The organism is Bacillus sp. FSL W8-1143 (genome assembly GCF_037965155.1).
Lineage (GTDB): Bacteria > Bacillota > Bacilli > Bacillales > Bacillaceae > Bacillus > Bacillus pumilus.
Genome location: NZ_CP150182.1, coordinates 247,007 through 272,374, shown reverse-complemented (window position 1 = coordinate 272,374; position 25,368 = coordinate 247,007). Strand labels below are relative to the sequence as shown.

The following is a 25,368-nucleotide window of genomic DNA, read 5'->3' as shown; positions in this document are numbered from 1 at the left end:
AAGGGGCTATCGCCTTGAAAAAGAAAATATTCGTAGTCATCGCGTTTCTTCTTGCGTTGACAACTGCCTTGCCTTACCATTCGCAGGCAGCTGCACCGCCAAAAGAAACAGATGTCATCATCGTCTATAAAAACCAAAAAGGAAAGCAAACAGCGATTGAAGAAAGTGAAAAAGTGAACGCACAGTACATACATCTTCCCGCTGTCGCTGTGACAGCAGATGAACAAGCGGTCACGTCACTCAAAAAAGACCCTAACATCGCGTATGTCTCAAAAAACATAAAGGTCAAACTCGCTTCTTCTACGATGAAAAAAACCGCTGCCTCTACGAATCAGGATGCATTGGTTCAAAAATCTTACAACCTGCAAAAGCTGAATGTAAAGCAAGCGATAAAAGAAGGCGTCACGGGGAAAAATGTGAAGGTAGCCGTTTTGGATACTGGTATTTCTCCCCATGAGGATTTAAAGATATCCGGCGGTAAATCATTCGTGAACTACACTTCCTCCTATAAAGATGATGAAGGACACGGCACACATGTCGCAGGAACGATTGGTGCCCTCAATAACGATTACGGCACAGTCGGCGTCGCTTCTGGCGCGAAGCTGTATGCTGTGAAAGTGTTAGATAAAAAGGGAGAAGGCGACTTGTACAGTCTGCTTCGAGGAATCGATTGGGCCATTAGCAACAAGATGGATATTATGAATTTAAGTCTAGGTTTTGAAGACAATATCCCTATTTTGCGTTCAGCAGTGGATGAAGCATACAAAAGAGGACTGCTTGTGGTCGCTGCAAGCGGGAATGATGGGAAGAAGAATCATATCAGCTATCCTGCCGCCTACAATAGCGTCATTGCCGTTTCTGCAACGACGGACAAAGACAAACTCGCTTCTATCTCAAATACAGGGAAAGGTATTGAATTTTCTGCCCCTGGTCAGAACGTCATCAGCACTTATTTAAAAAATGAATATTGGTATGCAACAGGTACATCACAAGCCGCACCGCATGTCACAGGCATGCTGGCACTGTTGAAGCAGCTTCATCCGAAGAAAACAAATGTTCAGCTTCGCACCTTATTGCGCAGCTATACAGTGGATCTTGGCGCAAAAGGAAAGGATCCACAATTCGGCTATGGCCGCGTGCAATATATAGCACAATCAAGCTTTTTGAAGGCTGCGACTAGCGCTGTCAAAACAGCCGAAACTTCTAAAAAGCAGGCAGATGTCAATCAAGCCAAAACGAGAATTGGCCGACTCACTGCAAGTAAGCAAAAAACAGCACTCACTGAACGGGTGAAAAAGGTACAAGGAACCATTGATATCCGCTTGGCACGTGCAAAGGTTCAAACAGCCGAAAAAAGCAAAACACAAGGCGCCATTAAAAGCGCACAAGCGGCCATCAAAAAGTTAAACAAAGGCAAAGAAAAAACAAGCCTGCAAAATCGGCTCGACAAAGTCAAAAAACAGGTCGCCTATCAAAAGAAAGTGACAGACGCCAAACAAAAGGTCAAAAAAGCGGAAACCAAACGAACGAAGAAAACAAAAGCAGTAGCGCAAACCGCTGTCAAACAGCTAAAAGCTTCTAAAACGAAAACCAGTTTACAAAAACGATTAAACCGTATCAAGGTGTAACAGAAAAAACGATTCCTCGCTGAAAGGAATCGTTTTTTTCTATTTTAACAGCGGTGCAAACAAGCTGTGATGATATTTTCCATCAACATCTGCCCTCACTTGATCAAGTATGTTTTCTAACGAAGCCATCACACTCTCTAATGCTCGGTGCACTGAACCTTGTTCAAAATCCACTAAACTCTCTGGCAACTCATCTTCATCCAATACAAAAAAATCACCATTCGGAAGAACGAGAAGATCAACAATGAGGTCTTCAAACATGACCAGCTGGCCGTTGAACGATGTATTCCCCACAATATTAAAATAAGAACCTAGTTCCTTCCCTTGATCATCTCTCCAGAAATACATATTGTAAGGACGATCCTTCCAATAATAAGCGGTCGTATAGCTCCCTTTTGGAATCGTCAGAGCACCATCACCTGCCCTCATCGTAAACGTGTCTTCAATCTTGTGAAACAGCACAGCCTGCTGTCCCTGTGCGTCTAACAGCTGACAAGTATGTTCCACAATCTTCTGATCGTATTTGATTTTTCTCTCGATTACTTCATCCCACCGATCCGCATGTAGCGAAAACACCATGTCACAACTCCCTCTTGCATCTAGATTCTCTCTTTCCAGTATACATCGATTTTTTTTGAAAAAATAAAGGGTTGCTACATTCACATATGGAAGACCTATTGATGAGGTGAAATAAATGAACGGAATCACGATTCTTGAAAACCTTACACAGCTTGGACAAATCATCCTCATTTTTTGCGGCTATGCCCTTTATTGGCGGCTGGTGAAAACGAAGAGAGAACGAAGGCTATCTCCTTATGAGCGCATGTTAAAATTCTTTGTTATGTTCGGTTTAATCTCGTGGGGGATATCATATTGGGCGCTTATACTGTGGGCGTAAATAAAAAAAGAAGAGCTGTCCATCGAGGACGTGCTCTTCCTTTTATTATGCGTGATGTGATGAACCAGCTGGTTGTTCTTTCTGGATGACATATTGATAGCTTTTAACATGCGTCCCATTTTGATTCACAAATTCTTTATCTGGAGCACGCTCAAAGCCCATTCTTTCATAAAGACGAATGGCAGCCTGCATTTTATCAGAGGTATGAAGGTACAGAACATTTTCGCCCCATGATTGCGTGAGCTCAATACTTTTACGTAACAATGACTCTGCAATTCCTTTTCCTCTGACATCGGGATCTACTCCTAAAAACCGGACGATGGCTGATGTAATGCCCATTTCGGGTTTGTCATACGCTTGCGCTGATGACCGGAACATTTGAAGCGTCCCTACGACCTGACCTTCAAGCTCCGCCACAAGCATCAGCTCCATGTTTGGATTATCTACAGCTGCTGCAAGCGCAGCAGAATAATTTTGCCAGCCTTCCTCTGTAAATTGAGGCTCATACTGTGAATAGGATTTGATTAGTACGTGTCTAATGGCCTCATGATCTTCTTTGACTGCTTGACGAATGATCAGCTCTTGCTGCTCCATGTCAGCACCTCCTGTTGTTTAATTGCCAGATATACGTATCATGCAAATACTGCATGTCGATGACCTTGTTCTTTTCTCTACTCATTCAATGTAAAGAGTCTCCTTCGAAAGATCAATTATTTTGCACGGAATCCTCTTTGAAAATTTCCATTGAAAAGGGACGCTCGATTCATTATGCTGTTTTGAGGAAGTATACGAGGAGTGTAATGTCATATGAGTTCTTTATCTTATCCCCAAGAATCGAAAAAAAACCGATTTCTCCTTGCTGCATTGCTTGGTTCTTTAACCGCCCTTGCACCGCTTGCAATGGATATGTATTTACCTGCATTGCCTCATATTGCACGAGATTTTGAAGCAAGCACTGCTTTGTCCCAATTAAGTCTGATGGCTTGTCTGATTGGACTCGCGCTTGGACAACTGATTGCAGGTCCTATTAGTGATACGATCGGCAGAAGAAAACCGCTGATGATCGGCTTAATCATTTTTATCGCCGCCTCTCTTTTATGTACGGTGGTCTCGTCGATTTGGATGTTCATCCTCTTAAGATTGATTCAAGGACTCGCTGGTTCAGCAGGCATTGTCATTGCACGAGCCATTGTGCGAGATCATTATGAAGGCTCAGAAATGACGAAATTCTTTGCACTGCTCATGTTGGTCAACGGGGTTGCTCCGGCAGCGGCACCTATTGTGGGCGGACAGATGTTACGCTTCACCACATGGCAGGGTGTATTTGTTCTATTAGGCATCCTCGGGGCCTTGATGCTGCTGAGATCTATTTTTTCACTTCAAGAAAGTTTACCTACGGAGCGCAGACAGACAGGAGGCTTTCAACAGATTGTAAGTGCCATGAAAATTTTAGCGAGTGATCGTCTCTTTGTTGGGTATGCCCTCTCGCAAGGTCTTGTATTCGCAGCGATGTTTGCTTATATTTCTGGCTCACCGTTTGTGCTTCAGGAGCTTTTTCACCTTTCTCCACAAGGATTCAGTGCTGCCTTTGCAGTGAATAGTCTTGGGATCATCACAGCTGGACAAGTATTTGCCCGCGTCGCTGCTAAAATCGGCGAAGAGAAGGTTCTTCGCATTGGATTGCTGACAGCTGCCTTAGGCGGCATCACCTTATTTTTGATGATCTCCATTGATGCTGGATTATATGGCATTCTCATTCCGCTCTTTTTTGTGGTCTCAAGCGTTGGAATTGTCGGCACCTCTGCCCCGTCTCTTGCGATGCAGCATCACGGCGCACATGCAGGAAGTGCGGCTGCCCTGATCGGTGTGGCACAAATGCTGCTAGGCGCCTGCATGACACCTCTTGTCGGACTAGCCGGAAGCCAAACAGCCTTTCCAATGGGCCTGATCATTATGCTTTGTGAACTAGGTGCACTTTGCTGTTATTTCTTCTTTGTAGCCAGAGCAAAAAAACCCGCATAAGCGGGTTTTTCATTTATGGCTTGCTCCAATTGATAGTGCGGAACACATTGTTCTGGTCATTGTTGTGATATGCATCTAGGTCAAAGCCCGATAGTCCAAAACCGATTGCCATGATCATTCCTCCGGCAACGGTGAAGATGATCCCCCATTTGATGCATTGCTTTTTTAAATCATTCACATTCATATTCTCACGACCTTCTTTTTAAACATTCCCATGAATGCCTTAGTGGTTTGAACAGTCATTTGAACAAATAGCTTTGTCAAATACACCGTGGCTATGCCGCATAATAATCCGACACCTAATAGAAGAATACCAACGCCAATTTGCGTCACCACCACATGCAAACCGTCCTGAAAGATAAATGGAGAACCAATGATGCTCCAAAAACCTCCGAGCAGACCAACTAGCGTCACTGTACCTGTCACGAGCGGAATGCACCAAATCACCATATACACAGAAAGAATTAGTAGGAAGACTGTTGCTAGAATACTGCCCCATAATGGAAAGCCTAAAATGAGGATGGAGAGCCTTGTGGCTTTTTCTCCAAACGTCGGCACCTGAACGGTTTTAATTCCTTGTTCCTTCAAAATCCCTTCAGCGATGATAGCAGGCTGCCCGACTTGATCGACCGCTTCCTGTTCACTGTATCCATCTTCTTGATAATCCTCGATCATTTCATCGTAATACTCGATGAACCGGTCACTTTCTTTTTCGCCTAGACGATGCAGGTGCTTCTCTAAGCTGGCTAAAAATTCTTTTTTATTCATTGCCCTGTCCTCCAGAAATAAAGTCGTAAATCGCCATCACTTGATCCCATTCCGCTAAAAACTGCGCCATATGCTCACGGCCGCTTTGTGTCATCCGGTAGTATTTTCTTAATCGACTATTATGTTCCTGGGAATAGGTCTCCACATAATTGTTTTGCTCTAATCGCTTTAATATCGGATATAATGTCGATTCTGAAATCTCAATACAATGGGACATATCTTTAATCATTTGATAACCATAGGAATCGCCTTTCTTTAATACCGCCAGTACACAGAATTCCAGTAAACCTTTTTTTAATTGTGCATTCATGATTACAACTCCTAACCATTTATACTATACATTACATAGTATCATGTGACAAGAGGTATAAATATAAAAAAAAAGACCCTTTTGGGGTCCTTTCGTTTTTATATATTCACAAATCCTTCTCCGAACACATCACGCACGTCATGGACAACAACGAATGCGTCTCGATCAATTTTCTTAATGATTTTCTTTAGACGCATAAGCTCTTGTTTTTGAATGACTGCATAGAGAATTTCCTTCGATTCCTTTGAATAATGACCGCGTCCGTTTAAAATCGTCACGCCTCGATCCAAGGTGTGATTGATTTCTTCGGCAATATCATCTTTGCATGAAGAAATGATCGTCACTGCCTTTTTCGTGTTAAGCCCTTCTATCACGAAGTCCATCACCTTTGTCGCCACGTACAGCATCACAATCGTGAACATTAATTTTTCCGCACCAATAATAAAGTAGGAAGCAAATACGACGATCAGATCAAAGAACAAGATGGCGTAGCTCACGTTCCAGTCTAAATACTTGTTGGCAATTCTTCCGAGTATGGCAGAACCCGCCGTTGTACCGCCTGCTCTTAGCACAAGACCAATCCCAATTCCGATAATGATTCCTGCGAAAATGGCCCCAATGATCAATTCGTGAACATTCACGACCCATGTTGTGGTCAGGTGTAAAAATAGGGAGTTACTTGCGACGGCAACCACAGTATAAATCGTCGTCTTCTTGTCTAAATATTTATACCCCACAAGCAGCAGAATGGCATTAAACACTAGGTTCGTCAGCCATGGTGCAATTTCAAACAAATAATAGAAAATGATGGACAGCCCCGTTACACCGCCTTCACCAAATTCAAGCGGAATGACAAACATGTTCACTGCGGCGGCAAATAAAAAAGAACCAATTAGAATCATTGCGATATCTTTTACACATTTTTTCAATTTCTTCTTTCCTCCTTTTTTAAGCATATAAAAAACCCTCTTTCTGCACGAAAGAAGACAGTCGTTGAACAAAAAAAATCAAAAGACAGCGCCTTTTGACGAAGCTTTCTGAAATGAACCTTTCCATAATATATATCTCTTTTTAGAGGCTGTCAATGACTTGGTTTTCTATTATTTTGACTGCATGTTTATGCATGGAAACCCGCATGTTTTCAGGGTTTTTCCGCGGTCACATGCTTTTTCCTCTCCTTGACAAAAACACTTTAGTCATTTAAACTACTGCCTCATATCATATCCATCATTTCCGACTAAAAAGGAGGGTGTTCAATTCGATGAATCCTATTCAAAGCCGTTTACAGGCTCACGCACCTTTAATTTTAGACGGTGCACTTGCAACAGAGCTTGAACGAAAGGGCTGCAATTTAAACGACAGTTTATGGTCAGCCAAAATACTGATTGAACAGCCAGAATTGATTCAGCAAGTACACTTGGATTACTTCCAAGCCGGAGCTGACTGTGCCACAACAGCGAGCTACCAAACAACGATTGATGGCTTCGCTGAAAAAGGCTATTCAAAAGAAGAAGCCATTGAACTAATGAAACGATCTGTCAATTTAGCAAAAGAGGCACGCGATCTTTTTTGGCAGGATGAAGCGCGTCGTAAAGGGCGGACAAAACCATTTGTCGCAGGATCTGTGGGGCCATTCGGCGCTTATTTATCTGATGGTTCAGAATATAAAGGAAATTACGGACTCACAGAGCAGACACTCATTGATTTTCATAGACCAAGGATTCAGGCATTAGTAGAAGCTGGTGCAGATATTCTTGCGTGTGAAACGATCCCTTGTCTCATTGAAGCAACGGCCATTGCAAAGCTGCTGCAAGATGAATTCAGTGGTGTATCTGCTTGGATTACATTCAGCGCGAAGGACGACCTTCATATTAGTGAAGGAGATTTGCTCAGAGAATGTGTACAAGCACTGGAACCTTATGAACAGATCGCTGCTGTGGGTGTAAACTGTACGCCGCCGCAATTTATCTCGTCTCTCATTCAAGAGATGAAAAAGGGGACGAGCAAACCGATTGTCGTGTATCCAAACTCAGGGGAATTATATGATCCTGAAGAAAAGGTATGGAGCGGAGATACGCTTCAGCATACATTTGGTGAATGTGCGCATCAATGGTATCAAGACGGCGCGCATATCATCGGCGGCTGCTGCCGGACGACCCCAGAAGATATCACGGACATCTTAAAACTTACCACAGCATAGCACCATGAATCATCACACATACTTCTAAGCAAAAGGGCGGGAAGACATGGAACAAGCAAAAGATCAGTCACAACAATATCAACGAAAAATGACGAGCCGCCACCTGTTCATGCTTTCTCTAGGCGGCGTCATTGGAACAGGGCTCTTTTTAAGCTCTGGGTATACCATCAATCAAGCAGGACCCGCGGGGACGATCCTTGCCTATCTTGTCGGGGCATTAATTGTGTACCTCGTGATGCTCTGTTTAGGCGAGCTGTCTGTGGCAATGCCGGTTACAGGGGCCTTTCATACGTATGCAACAAAATATATTGGACCCGGCACAGGCTATACAGTCGCTTGGCTCTACTGGCTGACATGGACAGTCGCGCTCGGATCGGAATTTACAGCGGCAGGGCTTTTAATGCAGCGCTGGTTCCCGGACACATCGGTTTGGATGTGGAGCGGTGTCTTTGCTCTTCTCATCTTTCTACTCAATGCTTTTACAGTGAAGTTTTTTGCAGAATCAGAGTTTTGGTTTTCCAGCATTAAAGTAATGGCTATTATTCTCTTTATTATTCTTGGCGGAGCTGCGATGTTTGGCTTGATTCCGTTAAAAGGCGGTGAGGCCGCTCCGTTCCTTTCTAACTTCACCGGGGAAGGCGGTCTTTTCCCAAACGGCTTTTTACCGATTTTAATGACAATGCTTGCCGTCAATTTCGCTTTTTCAGGTACGGAGTTAATTGGGATTGCTGCGGGTGAAAGCGTCAATCCTGATGAGACCATTCCAAGAGCGATTCGCACAACCGTACTGCGTCTTGTCTTGTTTTTCGTTGGAACGATCGTGGTCTTAGCCGGCTTGATCCCAGTGGAAGAAGCCGGGGTGATCAAAAGTCCATTTGTTGTGGTGTTTGATCGCATCGGGATTCCATATGCCGCAGATTTCATGAATTTTGTCATTTTGACAGCGATCTTATCTGCCGCAAACTCTGGACTATACGCGTCATCCCGTATGCTCTGGTCACTTTCTGAGGAACGGACACTGCCTAAGAAACTGGCGAAGCTGACATCTAAAGGAATTCCTTTGAACGCACTGATTTTAAGTATGATCGGTGGGATTCTTTCTTTGTTCTCAAGTGTCATCGCACCAGAAACGGTATACCTTGTCCTTGTTTCGATCTCTGGACTGGCCGTTGTGATCGTGTGGATGGGGATTGCTGCCTCACAATTTATGTTTCGGAAACGTTTTTTACAGGAAGGCGGACAGCTCCATGATCTTTCCTTTCGAACCCCGCTCTATCCAGTGGTTCCGATTGCTGCCTTCTTCCTGTGTCTTGCCTCTGTGATTGGCATTGCCTTTGATCCAAATCAGCGGATTGCCCTTATCTGCGGCATTCCTTTCATCGCGCTCTGCTATGCTGCCTATTATGTGACAGCTTGGATTCAGAAAAAACGTGAAGAACCTGGTGTATAACGCCAGGGTTTTTTCTATCGTAAACAATTTGACAAAAAAGGATATCGCTAGTAAAAGAAGCGCACTTTGGTATATGATAGGAATCTATGATTTTCAGGATGAATCAAGGGAGTTGTCACTAATATGGAAATGACCATTACAAGAGCATTAAGTGAACTGAAAATGTTAGATAAGAGAATCAACCGAACCGTTGATGAAGCCGTACTTGGTGGATTGATGATCGGGAAATATATACAGCACGGGTTTCAACATCAAGAAGACATCGAAAAGAAGGCGAAGGCTGATGACCAATCGATTCAAGCATTAATCAAGCGCCGGAATGCCATCAAATCAGCCATCGTTGTGTCGAATGCGACGACAACGATTGATGTTGCGGGTGTCAGCATGACGGTGGCAGAAGCGATTGAACGGAAGACGTCGATAGAATACGATATTCGTTATTTACGGAAATTGAAAAAAGTGTACACAGAGCTAGTAGACAAAGCAGAACAAACCAATGAAGATGTGAAGAAGAGGCTCGACCAGCATTTAGAAACCTTGTTTGGAAAAGACGGAAAAACACAAGCGGCTGCCAGAGATCGTCAAGTCGTTCCTCGCTGAAAATGAGGCGACGATCATCGATCCGCTTCGTCTTCGAGTGAAGATTGAAAAGCTTTCGACCGAGATTGAGGATTTTCAAATGGAAGTTGATTTTTCCTTGTCAGAAAGCAATACACTAACGAAAATACAGATCGATTAATCAATTTTGTTAGTGAGCCGAAAATCGATAGAACTAAACACCTCCGAGGGAAAGGTCATTCCCTCCTCATCTGATCATCTCTGGATGATCCTTGATAAAAGCTCAAAGCTGAACGTTCAAGGATCAACGTTCAAGTGTAAAAGTTCTTATCCATCAAAGCTCAGAATTAAAAGGTAAACGCTCGATCGAATCTGGTAGTCACGGCTCATGAGTGTTTGTTTATCGACTCTTTCGGTTGCCGCCCAGCAGGTTTGCTAACAAAAAGAAAAGGATGTCACATGAAGACATCCTTTTTTCTATGAAAAAAAACGACAAGGCTTTCGCCAAGTCGTCTCTTCCACCAGATTAGTTAAGAATTGATTGAATATGCCAAATGGTACACATCTGTAACATTTGAAGATAGTTTGATATCGTTTGAAGTAAAAGTGACTGGAACGATATCAAAATAATGTTTAAACCTGCCATTATCAAAATAAAGGTAGCCTGCAGCTGAAGGAACTTGAATCGTTAGTGAAAATTGTCCATTCTCGTCTGTTGTGCCTGTCGCTGTTTGAGTTAATGATTTGATCTCTGCTTCAAAATAAAGCTGGATTGGCTGATTAGTCATCAAGTTTCCATTTTTATCCTTTAATATTCCTTTAAACGTAGCTGGATAACGCGGACCCACTCGATATTTATTGCCATAACCGTAATTGGCCATTCCACCATTTTTTGCTGTAACACTTGTTACTTGTACAGATGCTGGTACTGCTCCTGTTTCCTCTGCATGTGCAAAGGCTGGGAATACGAGAAGCAATGATAGAAAGAAAGCAAACAACATTTTTTTCATCGATAAATCCTCCTTTTTTTTCCTACAATATTACCATCGGCAGAAATTAGTATTTTTCCAGTAAAAAACAAAAAACCTCCCTTTTTTTAGAAAGGGAAGTCCTTTTTTTATTTTTTCACAACCACTTTCACCGCTTTGCTTTCTCTTTTTCTCACATCAGAAGCGGTCACATACAAGACTGTTTTGGCTTTTTGCGGTTTTATTTGGGCAGTAAATGCGCCCTTGTTATTTGTTTTTACCGTTTTGATGACTTTCTTTGATTTATTTTTCACTTTAATGGTCAATCCTGCACCCGCAGTCCCTTTGACCGTTTTACTTTTAACCGTTACTTTGCCCACTTTCGGCTTAGCTGGTGCTTTGCCTTTTTTGACGACTGTTTTGAGCGTTGTAGCGGCCTTTCCTTTTGAAATCTTAATGTGAAGGACTTTGTTTTTGTTCTGATGCTTGATCTTCACGCTAAAGGTTCCATTTTTGCCTGCTGTGCCTTTTCCAAGCAGTGTTTTGCCTCTATACACAGAAATAGCAGCGCCAGCCTTTGCTTTACCTGTCACCTTTTGATGCTGATCCTCCACTTTGCTCACAGATGCGTTCAGTTCGACAGCACTTAAAGCAGCAAATGCATTCAGTCTGCCATGTCCTGTCATCCAATCGATCCCTGGAATTTTCGGATCGACAATTGGCTCATCGTTTTCATCATAGAAAACGTCATCTGTTCCATCAACAGAAGTAAAGGAGATGTTATCGGCTGTGCTTTGCAAGATATTCCTTACTTGATTCGGCTTCAAGGTTGGATTTTTAGAAAGGAGTAATCCTGCTGCCGCTGCCACATATGGTGTCGCCATTGATGTCCCGCTCAGGTATGAGACATTCCCATCTGGCATTAAGCTTGGAATATCAGATCCTGGTGCAGACATGCTCAGTCCTTTACCAAAGCTTGAGAATTCAGCGGCAATATCCATACGGTTGCTTGCGCCAATGGCCATTGCGTATTTTGATGTCGCAGGATAGCCCATTTCTGGAACGCCATCATTTCCACTCGCCACAACCACTAGTACATTTCTTTGAGCCGCGTAGTTCATTGCATATTCAATTACCCGGCTGTAGTAGCCACCAAGGCTCATGTTGATGACCTTTGCGCCTTTATCTACTGCATGCTTAATTCCAAGTGCAATATGCTCTGTATCTCCAAAGCCATAGGCATCCAGCACCTTCACAGGAATGATGCCCGTATGTTGGTTAAGACCTGCCATCGAGTAATGATTATCGGCTTTTGCGGCAATGATGCCCGCCACATGCGTACCGTGTCCATTGTCATCAATCGCATCTTTGTTTCGTCCAATGAGATTCGCACCTAAGTCTGTACGAACAGTCCCGCTTAAATCAGTCAAACGGCTGTCTACACCTGTATCCACAACAGCAATTAATGTTTGCTTCATTTTGCTTGTGCCAATCAGTGTATTCATTTGTTCAAATTTGACGTCAGCGCCTTTTTTCCCGCTGTTTTGCGCACTGTTTTTCAGCGGCCACTGATAACCATACTGCGCGTCGCTGCTTAGCGCGCGATAGGTTTGAACAGGCTCCGCAAATTCAACATTCGGCATGCTGGACAGCTTTCTTGCCGTGCTTTTGATGACAGCTTTGCCTGCTTTTAAAGTCTTTCCAGCTGATTCTTGCCCTGCTGGCACATCATAGACATACATTCCTTTAAATAAAGGACTGACTGACTGTGATGTCACACGGTTTTCTTGGATGCCATAGCTTTTCATCTTCTTTTTCGCAGATTGAAGTGTTTGGCCATCCTTTAATTTAAAAATGATCTTATTCGTTTTAACCTTCTCTTCTTTTACAAGCTTTTGTTTCTCTAATACATAACCAACTGATTTTCCTTCAAGCTGATTGATGCCAATTTTTTGACTGACGGCTTTTAATTCCTTTTTTAAATAAGCCGGACTTGCTTCTTTGAGCATATCAAAAAGGGACCTGATCGCCTGTTGTTCTTTTTCTGTTACGATATGCCCACTAAATGCACCATTTTTCTCTACGTCATTTAGCAGTGACTTTAATGTCAGCAGATGATTGTATACCTTTTGCTGCTCATTTTTTTGTTTGATGAGTTTCGATTTGAGAAACGGCTTTGTTTTTTGGAGCAAGCGGCTCAGCTTCTGTCCATTTGGTGTTTCATTAAAACGTTTATCTTCGATTGTACGAATCGATTGGAGAATTTCTCGCCCGTACTTTTTCTCAATAATAATGATACCAGGCTCATCGTCTTCAGGGAAAACGGGTTCAGAGGGCGGAAGGTTAGCTCCTTTATACCCGATTGTATAAGCCGCATCCTCTTCCTCATCACGGCTGTCTTCCTCCGACCCTAAATAGAGCACTTTGACAAAGTAAGGACCTGACCATGCATGAGGGAAGTCGATCTCTGTCTCTCCACTTGCAGTGTCCACACGATATCTGGAATAAGTGTCATCCTTCATCGCTCTGTCTTTACTTGGATAGACCGATACGGATAATACTTGTTTACTTTTTACAGAAATTTTCATATGTGTATGTTTTGCCACCTCTTGTGCTGATGGCGTGATTTGGTACCATGACTCTTCCATTTCATTCTGTAATGTCCCTGAGATGACTTCACCATTTTTTAACCCAATGGCTTCATTGACATTTGTTCCTTTACTGGCAGCTGCTGCCTCGTATCCAGGTAATGCCGCCATACAGAGAATGATGGCCATGAGTACGATCACACAGGATTTGACCTGCTTTTTGAACATGAAAAGACCCCCTTATCTTTTGTAATACCTTGGAAGAATATCACAGAAATGCATTTAGTAGAATCTGTTTTTTACATAATTAAACTCGTTTTAAGCTAGGATTTGAGATATACAGACAGCAAGACGAATAGCTTCATAAACTTTTTGCCATTTCAAACGGAAAATGATGCTATTTAACCATGTCGAAAAGTACATTACAATCAACTTGTAAGCGCTTAACAAACAAGAGAGAAGGGATCAGCTTGTTCCAAAAAGATCATGTTTTCACACAAGTAGACGGACGATCAAAGAATGAGATTTTACAATACATTGCCGAGAAAGCTGAAGACCTTCAGATTACAAACGATCAGGCGGGGTTATTATCAGATTTGTTGACTCGCGAAGATGAAGTCTCAACAGGACTTCAGCAAGGCTTCGCCATTCCTCATACAAAAAGCTCCGCTGTTCAAACGGCTTCACTTCTTTTTTTAGAATTAGAACAACCGATTGAATGGGGAAGCTTTGACGATTTACCCACAAGCTATTTATTTACACTGCTCGTTCCATTAGAAGAAGCAAACATCACACACCTGAAATTACTGTCAGGCATTGCGACAAGCCTCATGGAGCCGGTTTTCATCGAAAAGATTCAACCAGGTCAAACCGCTGACTATTATTACGAAGTCATTGAACAACAATTGAAAGAGGGGATTACACAATGAAAATTGTCGGTGTCACTTCATGTCCAGCAGGGTTAGCTCATACACCAATGGCAGCAAAGGCGTTAGAGAATGCGGGTAAACAGCTCGGTCACGAGATCAAAATCGAGCAGCAAGGAATTATGGGACAGGTGAATGGCATTACACCAGAGGAAGCAAGACAGGCAGACCTTTGTATCATTGCCTCCAATCAGCATATCAACGATGCGGAACGTTTTTCAGGCATTCCCACAGTACGTGTCGAGATCGGACGCGCCTTAAAAAATGCCGAGCAAATCATCACAAAAGCTGTAGCACTTGTTGAAAAGAAAAAATCTGAATCTCAATAAACGTGAGCAATGCCATATAGAAAGGAGCAAAGCAAAATGAAAGCAAAATTAAAAGTCATTGAAGGCCATCTCATGACCGGTATTTCTTATATTCTTCCTGTAATCATCGGTGCCTCCCTTATCGTTGGTTTAGCAAAACTAGTCGGATTAGGATTTGGTGTTTCAGATTTAAACGCCTATAAGGATGCTGGTGGCATACTGCACGGCGCCTATTTAATGGAGCAGGTTGGTTGGACAGGGATTGGCTTAATGAACGTCCTGCTCGCTGGATTTATCGCCTATTCGATTGCGGATAAATCAGGGCTTTCGGCCGGTTTCATCGGTGGTGCCCTTGCCAGCTCAACGAATGCTGGATTTATCGGTGCCGTTATTGCAGGCTTCTTCGCAGGATATGTCGCTCTTTTTGTGAAACGAAAAATTCAAATTAAAGGCTCCGCAGCCGGACTTGTTCCTCTGCTCATCTTACCGCTCATTACCGTTGGCTTAACTGGACTTCTCATGTCCGTTCTGCTGGGCGGGCCATTAGGTGCTTTGAACACAGCATTAATTGAATGGATCAAAGGCATGGTCGCTGACGGGACAAGCACACTCGCACTCGCTCTCATTCTAGGTGCGATGATTGGCTTTGACCTTGGCGGCCCAGTGAATAAATCTGCTTGGATGGCAGGTAACGCGCTCTTCCTATCAGGCGTCTACCTCCCTGCCATTCTCGTCAATATTGCGATTGTCATTCCGCCGCTTGGATACGGGATTGCGACATTGATTCGAAAACGCAATTTCTCTCCAACCTTTAGAGAAGCAGGACGTGGCGGCCTTGTCATGGGCATTATCGGTATTACGGAAGGGGCGATCCCTTTTACCCTCGTCAATCCATTGAAATTGATTCCGCTCAATGTTGTCGCATGTGCTGCTGGAAGCGGGGTTGCTGCATTATTAGGTGTCCATGACATCATGCCGCCAATTGGCGGGCTATACGGCTTCTTCTCAGTCGGAAACTGGTGGGCTTATTTAATTGGAGCTCTCACTGGCGCACTCGTCATCGGTATTGGCGCCAACCTGCTTGTCAATTTCTCTGAGAAAAAAGAACCAAAAACGCCGGAACATGATCAGAAGCAGAAAGAAGAAGACGATTTTGACCTTGTACTAGAAGGATAATTTGAACAAAGAAAGGTGTCGTTACTCAATGACTGTTAATGTACATGTGATTCCACATACTCACTGGGACCGGGAATGGTATTTCACCACCTCCCGCTCCCGTATCTACTTAATGAAAAGCGTAATGGACATTTTAGACACTCTTGAAACAGATGAAAGGTTCCATTACTTCATGCTCGATGCCCAGGCCTCCTTACTGGATGATTACCTCAAATGGCGTCCAGAGGATGAGAATCGAATCAAAAAGCTCGTCACAGCCAAACGTCTCATCATCGGCCCGTGGTATACCCAAACCGACCAGCTCGTCATTTCAGGTGAATCCATTGTACGGAACCTGCAATATGGAATTGAACGCTGTCAGCAGTTTGGTCATGTGATGAAAGTCGGTTATGTCCCTGATTCCTTTGGTCAATCCGCACAAATGCCTCAAATTTACCGCGGCTTCGGCATTGTGGATACAGCTTTTTGGCGCGGCGTTTCAGACCATATGACGAATCACACTGAATTCAATTGGCAAGGGGCTGACGGCAGTGAAGTCTTTGCGGTGAACCTGCCATTTGGCTACTACTACGGTGGAAATATTCCCGAAAAAGATGAGGACTTACAAGTCTTTTTATCTGAAAAAATCGGTGCGCTGCAAGCAAAGGCAACCACAAAGAATGTCTATTTCCCAAATGGATTTGACCAGGCACCGATCCGCAAAAACCTGCCTGACTTATTAGAAAAAGCCAATGAACTGGACGAGCACCACTATCAAATCAGCAGTTTAGAAGATTACATTGCAGCAGTGAAAAAAGAGCGGACGTCTTTTGAAACTTTAAAAGGAGAGCTCATTCATGCGAAGCATATGCGGATTCACAAATCTATTTTTTCAACACGAGCTGATTTAAAAATCTTAAACAATCAAATTGAAAACTATCTCGTCAATGTGATGGAGCCTATCCTCACGATTAGCTATTCACTCGGACACGACTATCCGCATGATACGGTTCGTGATATTTGGTACCTCATGTTTGAAAATGCAGCACATGACAGCATTGGCGGCTGTAATAGTGATACGACGAATCAAGATGTCTTCTTCCGCTACAAGCAGGCAAAGGAAATTGCTGAGAACCTTGTGGACTTACACATGCGCCTCATCGCCATTCGACTGCAAACAGAGCAAGAAATCACGTTTACTTTATTTAATACACTGCCTTCAAAGCGTTCTGAAGTTATTGAAGTTGAAACCTTTATCACAGAACGTCCTTTTACACTAAAAGATGCCAATGGAAAAACGCTTCACTACACAGTAAAAAGCAAAACTGATGTCACAGATTATGTGCTGGCACAGCAAATTTCTCTTAACCCAAGTAAAGATGTGTACATGCCAAAACAAGTATGGAAAGCCGTTCTGCTGATTGAAGCCGCCGACTTACCGTCCGTTGGTTATACACAAGTCAGCATGGTTTTCGATGAATCAAGCGAATCTGTATGGGAACAAACAGAAGAACACGCGATTGAAAATACGTATTACCGCATTGCGGCAAATGACAATGGATCGCTGGAGATCACAGATAAACAAACTGGCCGGACATTCTCTGAGCAAATGATCTTTGAAGACAATGGAGACGATGGGGATTCTTACAACTATTCACCGCCGCGTGAGGATCTGTATGTGTCATCCAAGGACCTTTCTTCAGCAGACATCACAGTATCTAAAAGCGGCTTGCAAGAAGAGCTCACCGTCCAGCTTACTCTTACTGTCCCTTATGACTTAGAAGAGCGCTCTCAGCAATCAGTCACGACTTCACTCCCGATTACAGCGAAGGTAGCATTAAATAAAGATGAGCCTGTCATCCGTTTTCATGTCGATGTCGACAATCATGCGTTAGACCATCGTCTGCGTGTCCTCTTTGATACAGGCATCGCATCAAAGGTATCACTGAGCGATCAGCAGTTTGGAACCATCGAACGCCCAACAGAGCTCACGCAAGAGCTTGAATGGTGGAGCAATGAGCATTGGGAAGAAAAACCGATCACCATTGAACCGATGCAATCCTTTACTGCACTTCGTGATGAAGCATATGGTGTCGCTCTATTGACGGACTGCGTGAGAGAATATCAGATCACAGGAGAAGGCTACACAACAATTGCGTATACGCTTTTCCGCTGTTTCGGAAAAATGGGGAAAGAAAATCTTCTTTACCGTCCAGGACGCGCATCTGGTGAAAAAATTGTTGAGACACCTGACGCTCAGCTACAAGGTGCACTGTCGTTCTCATTTGGCATGCACTATAGCAAGGATGCTGTCAGCGAGGGGCACTTAGCGCAGCTTGCCAAGCGGTATACAACCCCAGTTCAATGCTACGAACGGGCAGACTTTTTAAACGGTCGTTTAATTTTCTCTTTCCGAGATGAAAAAGAAGACTTACAATCTACTTATAGCCTGCTTGACATTGAGACAGACGGAGCCATTCTAAGCGCTCTGAAAAAAGAAGAGCATGGAACAGGCATTGTCATCCGTCTCTTCAATCCATTTTTAACGCGTCAAACAGCCGCTTCAATCAATAGTTCATCTCTACAGCACGGAGAAACAGCGAATTTAGGCGAAACACCTGAAGGACATATACTCAAAGCACAACATGGATCATTACACATTGAACCGCTCACACCTTGTCAGGTACAAACCTACATTGTAAAGAAAAAATGAACATGTAGGGGCGGGGTCCATTTGGATTCCGCCCCTCTTTAATGGAGGGCATTGATCATGCGAATTGGAGGCATTGAAGCAGGCGGAACAAAATTTGTCTGCGGCTACGGAACAACAGATGGAACGATTGAACACACGACTTCCTTTGCAACAGGTAATCCAGATGAAACATGCCGGCAAGTAATCGATTACTTTACAAAGCATCCTGTCGATGCCATTGGCATTGGGGCATTCGGGCCTGTCGATGTAAAAGAACAAAGCCCAAGCTATGGGACGATTTTAGAGACACCCAAAACAGCCTGGCGCCAATTCCCTTTCCTTTCTACTTTAAAACAAGCCCTTGGACTCCCTATGAAGCTTGATACAGACGTGAACTGTGCAGCACTCGGGGAAGCCCGCTTTTCGGTTGAAGCAGAAAAGCCTGCTTCTTTGGTCTATATCACTGTTGGAACCGGAATAGGCGGCGGTGCCTATATTGAACACCGCCTCATTCACGGGTTGCTGCATCCAGAAATGGGTCATATCACAGTGCAGCGGCACCCTCATGATTCCTACGGTGGCTGCTGCCCTATACACCATGACTGTTTAGAGGGACTGGCATCAGGACCTGCCATAGAAGGGCGCTATCATACACTGGCACAAATACTGCCAGAGGATCATCCTGCCTGGTCACTTCATGCCTACTATCTCGGACAGATGACCGCCAATTTATTACTCACCCTTTCGCCAGAGCGCATCATTCTCGGTGGAGGTGTGATGAAACAGCCCGCTATGCTGCCGCTCATTCTTGATGAAACAGAAAAGCGGCTTCATGGGTATTTACAACTGCCAAAGCCTTTAAATAAAATTATCACCAAGCCATCCTTTGATGGATTATCAGGTTTAATGGGCGCCATCGCTCTTGGTACTGATGCCTTACAGGCGCAAGGAGCCGCGCAATGATGATGACGGCAGATCCTCGAACCTATCAGCTGATTCAGCAGCTATTTGAAACGAAGGGGTTCGTGAAGCTGGAGGAGCTCACTGCCTCTTTTCGCTTATCTGACCGCTCCATCCGTCATTTAATCAAAGAAGCAAATGAGCAATTAAAGGAAGCTGGAGCCAAGATTAAAACGATCCGCGGAAAGGGATACACCCTATTAACGAGTGACCAAGATGCCTTCCTGCTTTGGCTTCATCAACAAAAGCTTCCTGCCCGCTCTCTCGTCCCCGTCATGCCAGAAGAGCGTGTACGATTTATCATGAGGAAGCTATTGCTTCAACAGGATTACTTAAAAATTGACCAGCTGGCTGAAGAACTGTTCATCAGCCGCATGACGGTCAGCAGTGATTTGAAAAAAGGACGAGAGCTGTTAGCCCGTTACGGTATGACCCTTGTGTCAAAGCCTGGATTTGGCTTAAAAATTGAGGGAGACGAATTGCAAAAAAGAACATGCTATGCAGACTTACTCCTTGAAGAAGAGCCTGCACTTTCTCATATCACCGAGCGGGAGCAGCACCATTTTCCCGATATTTCTCTTGAAACCATTCGATCGATTGTCCTGACGAACCTGCATCAAGAGTCATTGCTCATTAAAGACATTGCCTTAAAAAACTTAGTCATTCACTTAGCAATTGCGATTCAGCAAACACGAAAAAACCAGCGGATACCCGCCAGTACCACTCGTACACAACGATCACCCGTCTTGATGAGAATTGCTCAAAAGATCATACAGCAGGTGAGTGACACCTTTCATGTCACCTTATCAGAGGATGAAACAGATTACTTAGTCATGCATCTATTGGCAAATCAAACGTGGAAAGAAGCCGCCCAGCATCAGACGACAGTGGAAGTTCAGCAGGCGGTTGCGGTCTTTCTACAGCACATTGAGAAAATGAGCGGACACCACTTTGCAGATGACAACATCCTGCAGCAAGACTTGATGCTTCATATGAAGCCATTATTAAATCGAATCCAATATGGCGTATCCTTACAAAATCCGCTGTTGCATGAAATCAAAACGTCCTATCCATACCCGTTTGATTTGGCTGTCAGCGGACTGAATGCCTTACAGCTGGTGCGGACGCCAAATGAAGATGAGGCGGCATATGTTGCCCTGCATATCGCTGCTTCTTTTGAAAGAAGTCAGCTCGATACCTCGCAAAAAAAGAAAGCCATTATCGTGTGCGGGTCTGGACTAGGGACGGCAAGACTGCTTGAAATTAAATTGAAGGCAGCCTTTCAGCACGAACTGGACATCGTCGAGCTTTATTCCTATCAGGATTATCTCATGAGCACCACCCTTCCCTGTGACGTCATCATTACAACCGTCCCGCTCGCATCAAAGGGAAAACCAGTGATACAGGTTAGCGCCTTTTTTGAACAACATGATGTACAGCGGGTGAATGAGGTCATTCATTTATTAAATGGACACGGGACTCCCTCGCAAGAACTGATGGCGTTTTTTCAAGAACGATTAACCTTATTGAACGCTGACCTATCCAGTAAGGACGAGGTATTAGACACACTATGCAGCCATTTAGAAACGTATCAGCTAGTATCGTCATCTTTTCGGTCCTCGGTGCTTGAGCGGGAGCAAATGTCGTCTACCTACCTTGGAAAAGGGATTGCCATGCCGCACCCGCTCATCACAAATGAAGGCACATCCTGCGTAGCCATCGCACACTTAAAACAGCCGATTGACTGGCAGGGAAACCAAGTATCACTTGTCTTTTTATTAGCCATTCATAAAGATGACGCAGCTTGCATGAATCAATTCTTTGAACAAGCCGTTGATTTACTGGATAATCCAAACCGCATTCACGCTCTGAATCAATCAAAAACATTCGATGAGCTGATGAATGCGTTGTTTCAATAAGATCAAACAAAAGGCCGCCCAGCTGTTGATGAGGCGGCCTTCGTGTGATTGAGAATCATCAATCGTATATGACATTTTTCCCTTCTTCACTTAATTTCTTTAAAGAGCTCAGCATATGATCGATTTCTTCATCGGAATGTCTTTCCCACGAACCTAATTCTGCGACGATTTTCAAAGGGGATTTCGACCGATAAGAACGTGTTGGGTTACCCGGAAATTTTTTGTCAGTCAAATTCGGATCATTTTCAAACTCGCCTAACGGTTCTACAACATAAATTCTCTCTTTCGCATCAGATCTTGCTAACTCAGCACCCCATTTGGCTGCGTTTAATGTTCCGGTGAAATAGATATGGTTTGATTTTTGATCCTGATAATTCGATAAATACTGCGGTTCAAGCAGATCTCCAATCTTCAATTCCGCTTTCGTCCCATGAAAAAATGGTCCAGGGTCTAAAACTTGTTGCTTCTCGTTCATACAGCCACACCCCTTATCGTTTTTGACTTGCGTATAACAGTATACGGCCTGATCTGGGTAGAAAACAGTCTATAAATGAGATAACATTCGGGGTATAATGATAGTAGAGAGTAAGATGGGATTTGTAACCTCCAGAAAGTTAAAAAACAGCAAGAATACATACAAAGCAGTCTTATTAAAAGAGATAAAAAGCTATTAGAAGCCATAAGAGAAACAAGAAACTAAAAAATTAATTCGACAACGGAGCAGAAGGAAAAAAGGGCAAAAAAATGTTGGTGACAGTTTTGGAAATAGCGTATTGATGCCTAGGAAGAATCTCTGAGCAGGATTGAAGAAGATGAGGATAAAGTAGCCAATGAGACGTTTGAGGTCTTGGCATGTTGGCATCAATAATTATATAATTAACTAAATTTTACTTTGGAGGTGCTTTTTGTATGTCTATTCAAGTGGATGATGATGATGTTTTAGAGATGTGTAATATATATGCTCAAGAAACTCATCATAGAGAAGCATTGATTTTAGGAAACAGGAAAGGTCTATTGGAATTAAAAAATGCGATAGATCAGGCTTTAAAAACTGGTAGTGCTGTTGCAAATTTATACCCATCTGATTTTGAAGGATATGAAACTTGTATTGCTTTAGTAGATGATGAAAATAAGTTTGAGAAGTTGATGACTCCTTATGTAGAGCAATATGTACAAGATGATGATGCAATTGATCCAATTGAAATTATTAAAGATTACGATGCTAAAAAAGAAAAGCCCTCCTAATAGGGCTTTTCTTTTTTAGTGGAGTATTGTTCTACCTTTTACAGCTTTGTGTTTACTTGGTACTGATGCTCTCAGAGCATGATGTATATTAATTTTTGGAGCTACGTGAAAATGCCAGTACCAGTTTGATGATCCTGGTTTTAGTGGTATGACTCCGTTATCAACTGCAAATACTCGTATTTTCTTTTTTCCTTTTTTATGGAACACTTTTACAAGACTCTCGACTTTTCCTTTTCTATTTTTTACATACCAATCGATATGATAGTTCTTCCCAAAACCTTTTATTCTGTTTTTCAAATACTTCAGTGCAACTTTTGCGCCTTTTGATCTTATGGCCCATAAAGCAACTCTTCCTACGGTCATTGCAATTGGTACGAAGAATATTGGTAGTGCTTGTGTTGTGATTTCACTCTGATTACTTTTGGAGTCAAGTTGTTTCATTCGGTTTTCTATAGCTAAAAATTCTTCATTGTTGAAATATTGATCTATCACTTTATTTTGTTCTGTCTCTGACATGTTTTCGAATTCTTTTTCTGTAAATGGAAGGTTTTCTATGTATTCCCCCATTTTCGTTTCAAGTTCGTCTAATTCTTTGGTAGTTTGTTCATTTTGTAGAACTGTTGGTGTTACTAACGCTTCTAATTCTTGTGAATTGATAGAGTGTGTTTTTGCTGATGCTTCTGATGAAAATGGAGACCATATTGATATGACAAGAGCTAGGGTAATTAGGATTAAGAGTGTTTTTTTGAACATTTTGTTTATATTCCTCCTTTTGTATTAAATTCCAAAATTAAGGTTATCAAATCAAAATGAGTCTATCAATGTATTTAAGATAGATTTAAGAAAATTACTTTTTTGGTTGCGGTGTCCGCAATCATTTTTTTATTTTTTAGAACTTCGTTTTAATGAAAATTTCTGTGGTAGACAAATGACACAAGCCGAAATGCATATGTTCCTAAACAATGGTGCACGATATTCCCACCACAATCTAAAGAAGCCCAAACTAAAAATATCGTCACTACAATAGCAAAAAAACTTGCTGTTCAGGCTCTTCACAAGTCAGGCACATATTTAGAAAAACCCTTTATTGAAAGTAATAGACAAGAAATATGCAAAGAAAGCTAAATCAGGTTTTTACAAAGTAGCGCAATTTTTATACAGGCAGGCCTTCCACCTGATGTAGCATTCGAAACAGCAAAATTTCTTTGGATTATAAAAGAAAGTAGTTTATTAGGCTGTTAAAATCAGGCTATCTTTTTAAAACAATTCGAACAATATAATCTTGCCAATAGAGTGAACGAAAAAAAGCCAACCACCCGCATAAGGTGATTGGCTTTTTTATTTGTTACTCCCCGATCTTCTCTCCATTTTGCTGAATTAATGTTTCATACCAGTAAGAGCTCTTTTTACGAATTCTCTTCAGGTCTTTTAGGTCAAATTCATCGCGGTTGACGTAGATGAATCCGTAGCGCTTGGAGCATCCTTGGTGTGTGCTGATTAAGTCGATTGCAGACCACGGGCAGTATCCGAAGACCTCGACGCCGTCTGTGATCGCCCATTTGATTTGTTCGATATGCTTTTCTAAATAGTCAATTCGATAATCATCTTGAATCGATCCATCTTCTTCTAATTTGTCGAAAGCACCCAATCCGTTTTCCGTGATAATAAGAGGCAGCTGATAACGGTCGTAAATCTCACGCATCGTTGATCGGAAGCCGACAGGGTCAATCTCCCAGCCAAACGCATTTTTACTTAGGAACGGGTTGTTGCCGCCTTTGTATACGCCATCTTCACCAGATTTCAAATGCTGGTCTCCGCCGCGCGCAAATTCATCCTTGCCATCTCCTTTACTCGCTTCAACCGTTTGAGATGTGTAGTAGTTAAAGGCAATGAAGTCCGGCTTCGCACTTTTCAAAATATCCATATCTCCCTCTTCAATCACAGGAAGAATGTCTTTTTCTTTCATGTACGCCCAAGCAAGGTTGTTATAACGGCCGAAGACTGCCATATCAAGATACAGCCAGTTGCGGATCGCATTGTAATTCGCCGCAGCAAGCACATCCTCAGGCTTTGGAGATGCCGGATAAATGAGCGCAATGTTTGGCGCTGGTCCAATTTTCGCTTCAGGCAACATTTGATGACAAAGCGTCATGGCTTTCGCCTGAGCGACGAGCATATGATGGTTCTGCTGATACAGTTCTTTTTTCGGATTTTCTAAATTTGGATCAAGTGTACCAAGCGCTGATCCATGTAAGATCATCATGTTTTGTTCATTAATGGTCAGCCAATAGTTTACCTTCTCGCCATACTCCTGAAATAGAACCTTTGCATACCGTTCAAACGCATCTACTGTCGCACGATTTGACCAACCGCCTTTTACTTGCAGTGCATGAGGCAGATCAAAATGATACATCGTCACGATTGGTTCAATATCATAGCGGCGCAATTCATCGATGAGAGAATGATAGAATTCAATCCCCTTTTGATTGATCTCCCCATCTCCATTTGGAATGATCCGTGTCCATGCAATAGAGAAGCGATAAGCCTTCAAACCCATTTCTGCAAACATCTTCACATCCTCTTTATAGCGGTGATAGTGATCGCTTGCGACTTTAAAATCTGTTGTTCCTTCAGGGTAACTTGCTCTCATATCAATGACAGATGGCCCTTTGCCATCCTCGTTCCACGCACCTTCTACTTGGTAGGCGGATGTAGATCCGCCCCAGAAAAAGTCCTTTGGAAATGGTGCTAGTGTTGAATATCTCATGATTTC

23 protein-coding genes and 1 pseudogene are annotated in these 25,368 nt (G+C 42.9%); 13 read left to right on the top strand and 11 right to left on the bottom strand.

The window, feature by feature from the left end; all coding sequences use genetic code 11:
• Positions 1 to 14 precede the first annotated feature (14 nt).
• A complete protein-coding gene (locus NSQ36_RS01550; protein WP_335365093.1) occupies positions 15 to 1,628 on the top strand; it encodes a S8 family serine peptidase in 1,614 nt (537 codons plus the stop codon).
• 39 nt (positions 1,629 to 1,667) lie between these two features.
• On the opposite strand, the gene NSQ36_RS01545 is transcribed toward NSQ36_RS01550, so the two are convergent.
• Positions 1,668 to 2,207 (bottom strand): DUF402 domain-containing protein, encoded by a 540-nt coding sequence (locus tag NSQ36_RS01545; protein WP_170966022.1) that lies wholly within the window; start codon positions 2,205 to 2,207, stop codon positions 1,668 to 1,670.
• 115 nt (positions 2,208 to 2,322) lie between these two features.
• Here NSQ36_RS01545 and NSQ36_RS01540 point away from each other — a divergent pair, with 115 nt between their 5' ends.
• The gene (locus tag NSQ36_RS01540) at positions 2,323 to 2,526 is read left to right on the top strand and encodes a hypothetical protein (RefSeq protein WP_226804604.1); all 204 of its coding nucleotides are present in this window, start codon (positions 2,323 to 2,325) and stop codon (positions 2,524 to 2,526) included.
• A gap of 45 nt (positions 2,527 to 2,571) precedes the next feature.
• Here the strand turns inward: NSQ36_RS01540 and NSQ36_RS01535 are convergent, their stop codons facing one another.
• Entirely contained in the window at positions 2,572 to 3,120 is a 549-nt protein-coding gene (locus NSQ36_RS01535; protein WP_335365092.1) for a GNAT family N-acetyltransferase, read from the bottom strand.
• A gap of 213 nt (positions 3,121 to 3,333) precedes the next feature.
• Between NSQ36_RS01535 and NSQ36_RS01530 the strand changes: the two genes are divergently transcribed.
• Entirely contained in the window at positions 3,334 to 4,548 is a 1,215-nt protein-coding gene (locus NSQ36_RS01530; RefSeq protein WP_050943343.1) for a multidrug effflux MFS transporter, read from the top strand.
• 13 nt (positions 4,549 to 4,561) lie between these two features.
• Here NSQ36_RS01530 and NSQ36_RS01525 read toward each other — a convergent pair whose 3' ends face one another.
• From NSQ36_RS01525 to NSQ36_RS01510, 4 genes are all read right to left on the bottom strand, one after another.
• Positions 4,562 to 4,732: a hypothetical protein gene (locus NSQ36_RS01525; RefSeq protein WP_170966021.1), complete on the bottom strand. Its 171-nt coding sequence runs from the start codon at positions 4,730 to 4,732 to the stop codon at positions 4,562 to 4,564.
• A complete protein-coding gene (locus NSQ36_RS01520) occupies positions 4,729 to 5,316 on the bottom strand; it encodes a DUF1700 domain-containing protein (RefSeq protein ID WP_251191184.1) in 588 nt (195 codons plus the stop codon). The genes NSQ36_RS01525 and NSQ36_RS01520 overlap by 4 nt, the downstream gene beginning before the upstream one ends.
• Positions 5,309 to 5,626: a PadR family transcriptional regulator gene (locus NSQ36_RS01515; protein ID WP_012008800.1), complete on the bottom strand. Its 318-nt coding sequence runs from the start codon at positions 5,624 to 5,626 to the stop codon at positions 5,309 to 5,311. Before NSQ36_RS01515 ends, NSQ36_RS01520 begins: the two co-directional genes overlap by 8 nt.
• Positions 5,627 to 5,724: 98 nt before the next feature.
• A complete protein-coding gene (locus NSQ36_RS01510; RefSeq protein WP_034320763.1) occupies positions 5,725 to 6,555 on the bottom strand; it encodes a YitT family protein in 831 nt (276 codons plus the stop codon).
• Between the two features lie 332 nt (positions 6,556 to 6,887).
• Between NSQ36_RS01510 and mmuM the strand changes: the two genes are divergently transcribed.
• The 3 genes and pseudogenes from mmuM (at position 6,888) to NSQ36_RS01495 (ending at position 10,015) form a co-directional block, all read left to right on the top strand.
• Positions 6,888 to 7,826, top strand: coding sequence for a homocysteine S-methyltransferase (gene mmuM / locus NSQ36_RS01505; protein WP_339206549.1), 939 nt, complete (start codon positions 6,888 to 6,890; stop codon positions 7,824 to 7,826).
• 46 nt (positions 7,827 to 7,872) lie between these two features.
• Positions 7,873 to 9,276 carry an S-methylmethionine permease gene (gene mmuP / locus NSQ36_RS01500; protein ID WP_050943350.1) on the top strand — a complete coding sequence of 468 codons (1,404 nt, stop codon included), beginning with the start codon at positions 7,873 to 7,875 and terminating at the stop codon, positions 9,274 to 9,276.
• A gap of 123 nt (positions 9,277 to 9,399) precedes the next feature.
• A pseudogene (locus tag NSQ36_RS01495) lies at positions 9,400 to 10,015 on the top strand (hypothetical protein).
• A 349-nt stretch (positions 10,016 to 10,364) separates the two neighbouring features.
• Here NSQ36_RS01495 and NSQ36_RS01490 read toward each other — a convergent pair.
• Both NSQ36_RS01490 and NSQ36_RS01485 read right to left on the bottom strand, forming a co-directional pair.
• Entirely contained in the window at positions 10,365 to 10,844 is a 480-nt protein-coding gene (locus NSQ36_RS01490; protein WP_251191188.1) for an Ig-like domain-containing protein, read from the bottom strand.
• 107 nt (positions 10,845 to 10,951) lie between these two features.
• Positions 10,952 to 13,618: a S8 family peptidase gene (locus tag NSQ36_RS01485; protein ID WP_251191189.1), complete on the bottom strand. Its 2,667-nt coding sequence runs from the start codon at positions 13,616 to 13,618 to the stop codon at positions 10,952 to 10,954.
• A gap of 179 nt (positions 13,619 to 13,797) precedes the next feature.
• Between NSQ36_RS01485 and NSQ36_RS01480 the strand changes: the two genes are divergently transcribed.
• The 6 genes from NSQ36_RS01480 to NSQ36_RS01455 are packed head-to-tail and all read left to right on the top strand — an operon-like array spanning position 13,798 to position 21,350.
• Complete coding sequence (locus NSQ36_RS01480; RefSeq protein ID WP_322000254.1) at positions 13,798 to 14,319, top strand: PTS sugar transporter subunit IIA; 522 nt, start codon at positions 13,798 to 13,800, stop codon at positions 14,317 to 14,319.
• The gene (locus tag NSQ36_RS01475; protein ID WP_034620720.1) at positions 14,316 to 14,645 is read left to right on the top strand and encodes a fructose PTS transporter subunit IIB; all 330 of its coding nucleotides are present in this window, start codon (positions 14,316 to 14,318) and stop codon (positions 14,643 to 14,645) included. Before NSQ36_RS01480 ends, NSQ36_RS01475 begins: the two co-directional genes overlap by 4 nt.
• 36 nt (positions 14,646 to 14,681) lie before the next feature.
• Positions 14,682 to 15,800: a PTS fructose transporter subunit IIC gene (locus NSQ36_RS01470; RefSeq protein WP_050943354.1), complete on the top strand. Its 1,119-nt coding sequence runs from the start codon at positions 14,682 to 14,684 to the stop codon at positions 15,798 to 15,800.
• Positions 15,801 to 15,828: 28 nt separating this feature from the next.
• Positions 15,829 to 18,492, top strand: a complete 2,664-nt coding sequence (gene mngB / locus NSQ36_RS01465; protein WP_212046255.1) for a mannosylglycerate hydrolase — start codon at positions 15,829 to 15,831, stop codon at positions 18,490 to 18,492.
• 57 nt (positions 18,493 to 18,549) lie between these two features.
• Entirely contained in the window at positions 18,550 to 19,434 is an 885-nt protein-coding gene (locus tag NSQ36_RS01460) for an ROK family protein (RefSeq protein ID WP_212046256.1), read from the top strand.
• Positions 19,431 to 21,350 carry a BglG family transcription antiterminator gene (locus NSQ36_RS01455; RefSeq protein ID WP_339206544.1) on the top strand — a complete coding sequence of 640 codons (1,920 nt, stop codon included), beginning with the start codon at positions 19,431 to 19,433 and terminating at the stop codon, positions 21,348 to 21,350. The genes NSQ36_RS01460 and NSQ36_RS01455 overlap by 4 nt, the downstream gene beginning before the upstream one ends.
• Positions 21,351 to 21,408: 58 nt before the next feature.
• Here NSQ36_RS01455 and arr read toward each other — a convergent pair whose 3' ends face one another.
• Entirely contained in the window at positions 21,409 to 21,825 is a 417-nt protein-coding gene (arr, locus tag NSQ36_RS01450) for an NAD(+)--rifampin ADP-ribosyltransferase (protein WP_212046258.1), read from the bottom strand.
• Positions 21,826 to 22,259: 434 nt separating this feature from the next.
• Between arr and NSQ36_RS01445 the strand changes: the two genes are divergently transcribed.
• Positions 22,260 to 22,595, top strand: a complete 336-nt coding sequence (locus tag NSQ36_RS01445) for a hypothetical protein (RefSeq protein WP_203144058.1) — start codon at positions 22,260 to 22,262, stop codon at positions 22,593 to 22,595.
• A 15-nt stretch (positions 22,596 to 22,610) separates the two neighbouring features.
• Here the strand turns inward: NSQ36_RS01445 and NSQ36_RS01440 are convergent, their stop codons facing one another.
• Together NSQ36_RS01440 and NSQ36_RS01435 are read right to left on the bottom strand one after the other, a co-directional pair.
• Positions 22,611 to 23,348, bottom strand: coding sequence for a hypothetical protein (locus NSQ36_RS01440; protein ID WP_339206542.1), 738 nt, complete (start codon positions 23,346 to 23,348; stop codon positions 22,611 to 22,613).
• 592 nt (positions 23,349 to 23,940) lie between these two features.
• Complete coding sequence (locus tag NSQ36_RS01435) at positions 23,941 to 25,362, bottom strand: glycoside hydrolase family 1 protein (protein ID WP_137055180.1); 1,422 nt, start codon at positions 25,360 to 25,362, stop codon at positions 23,941 to 23,943.
• Between the last annotated feature and the right edge of the window lie 6 nt (positions 25,363 to 25,368).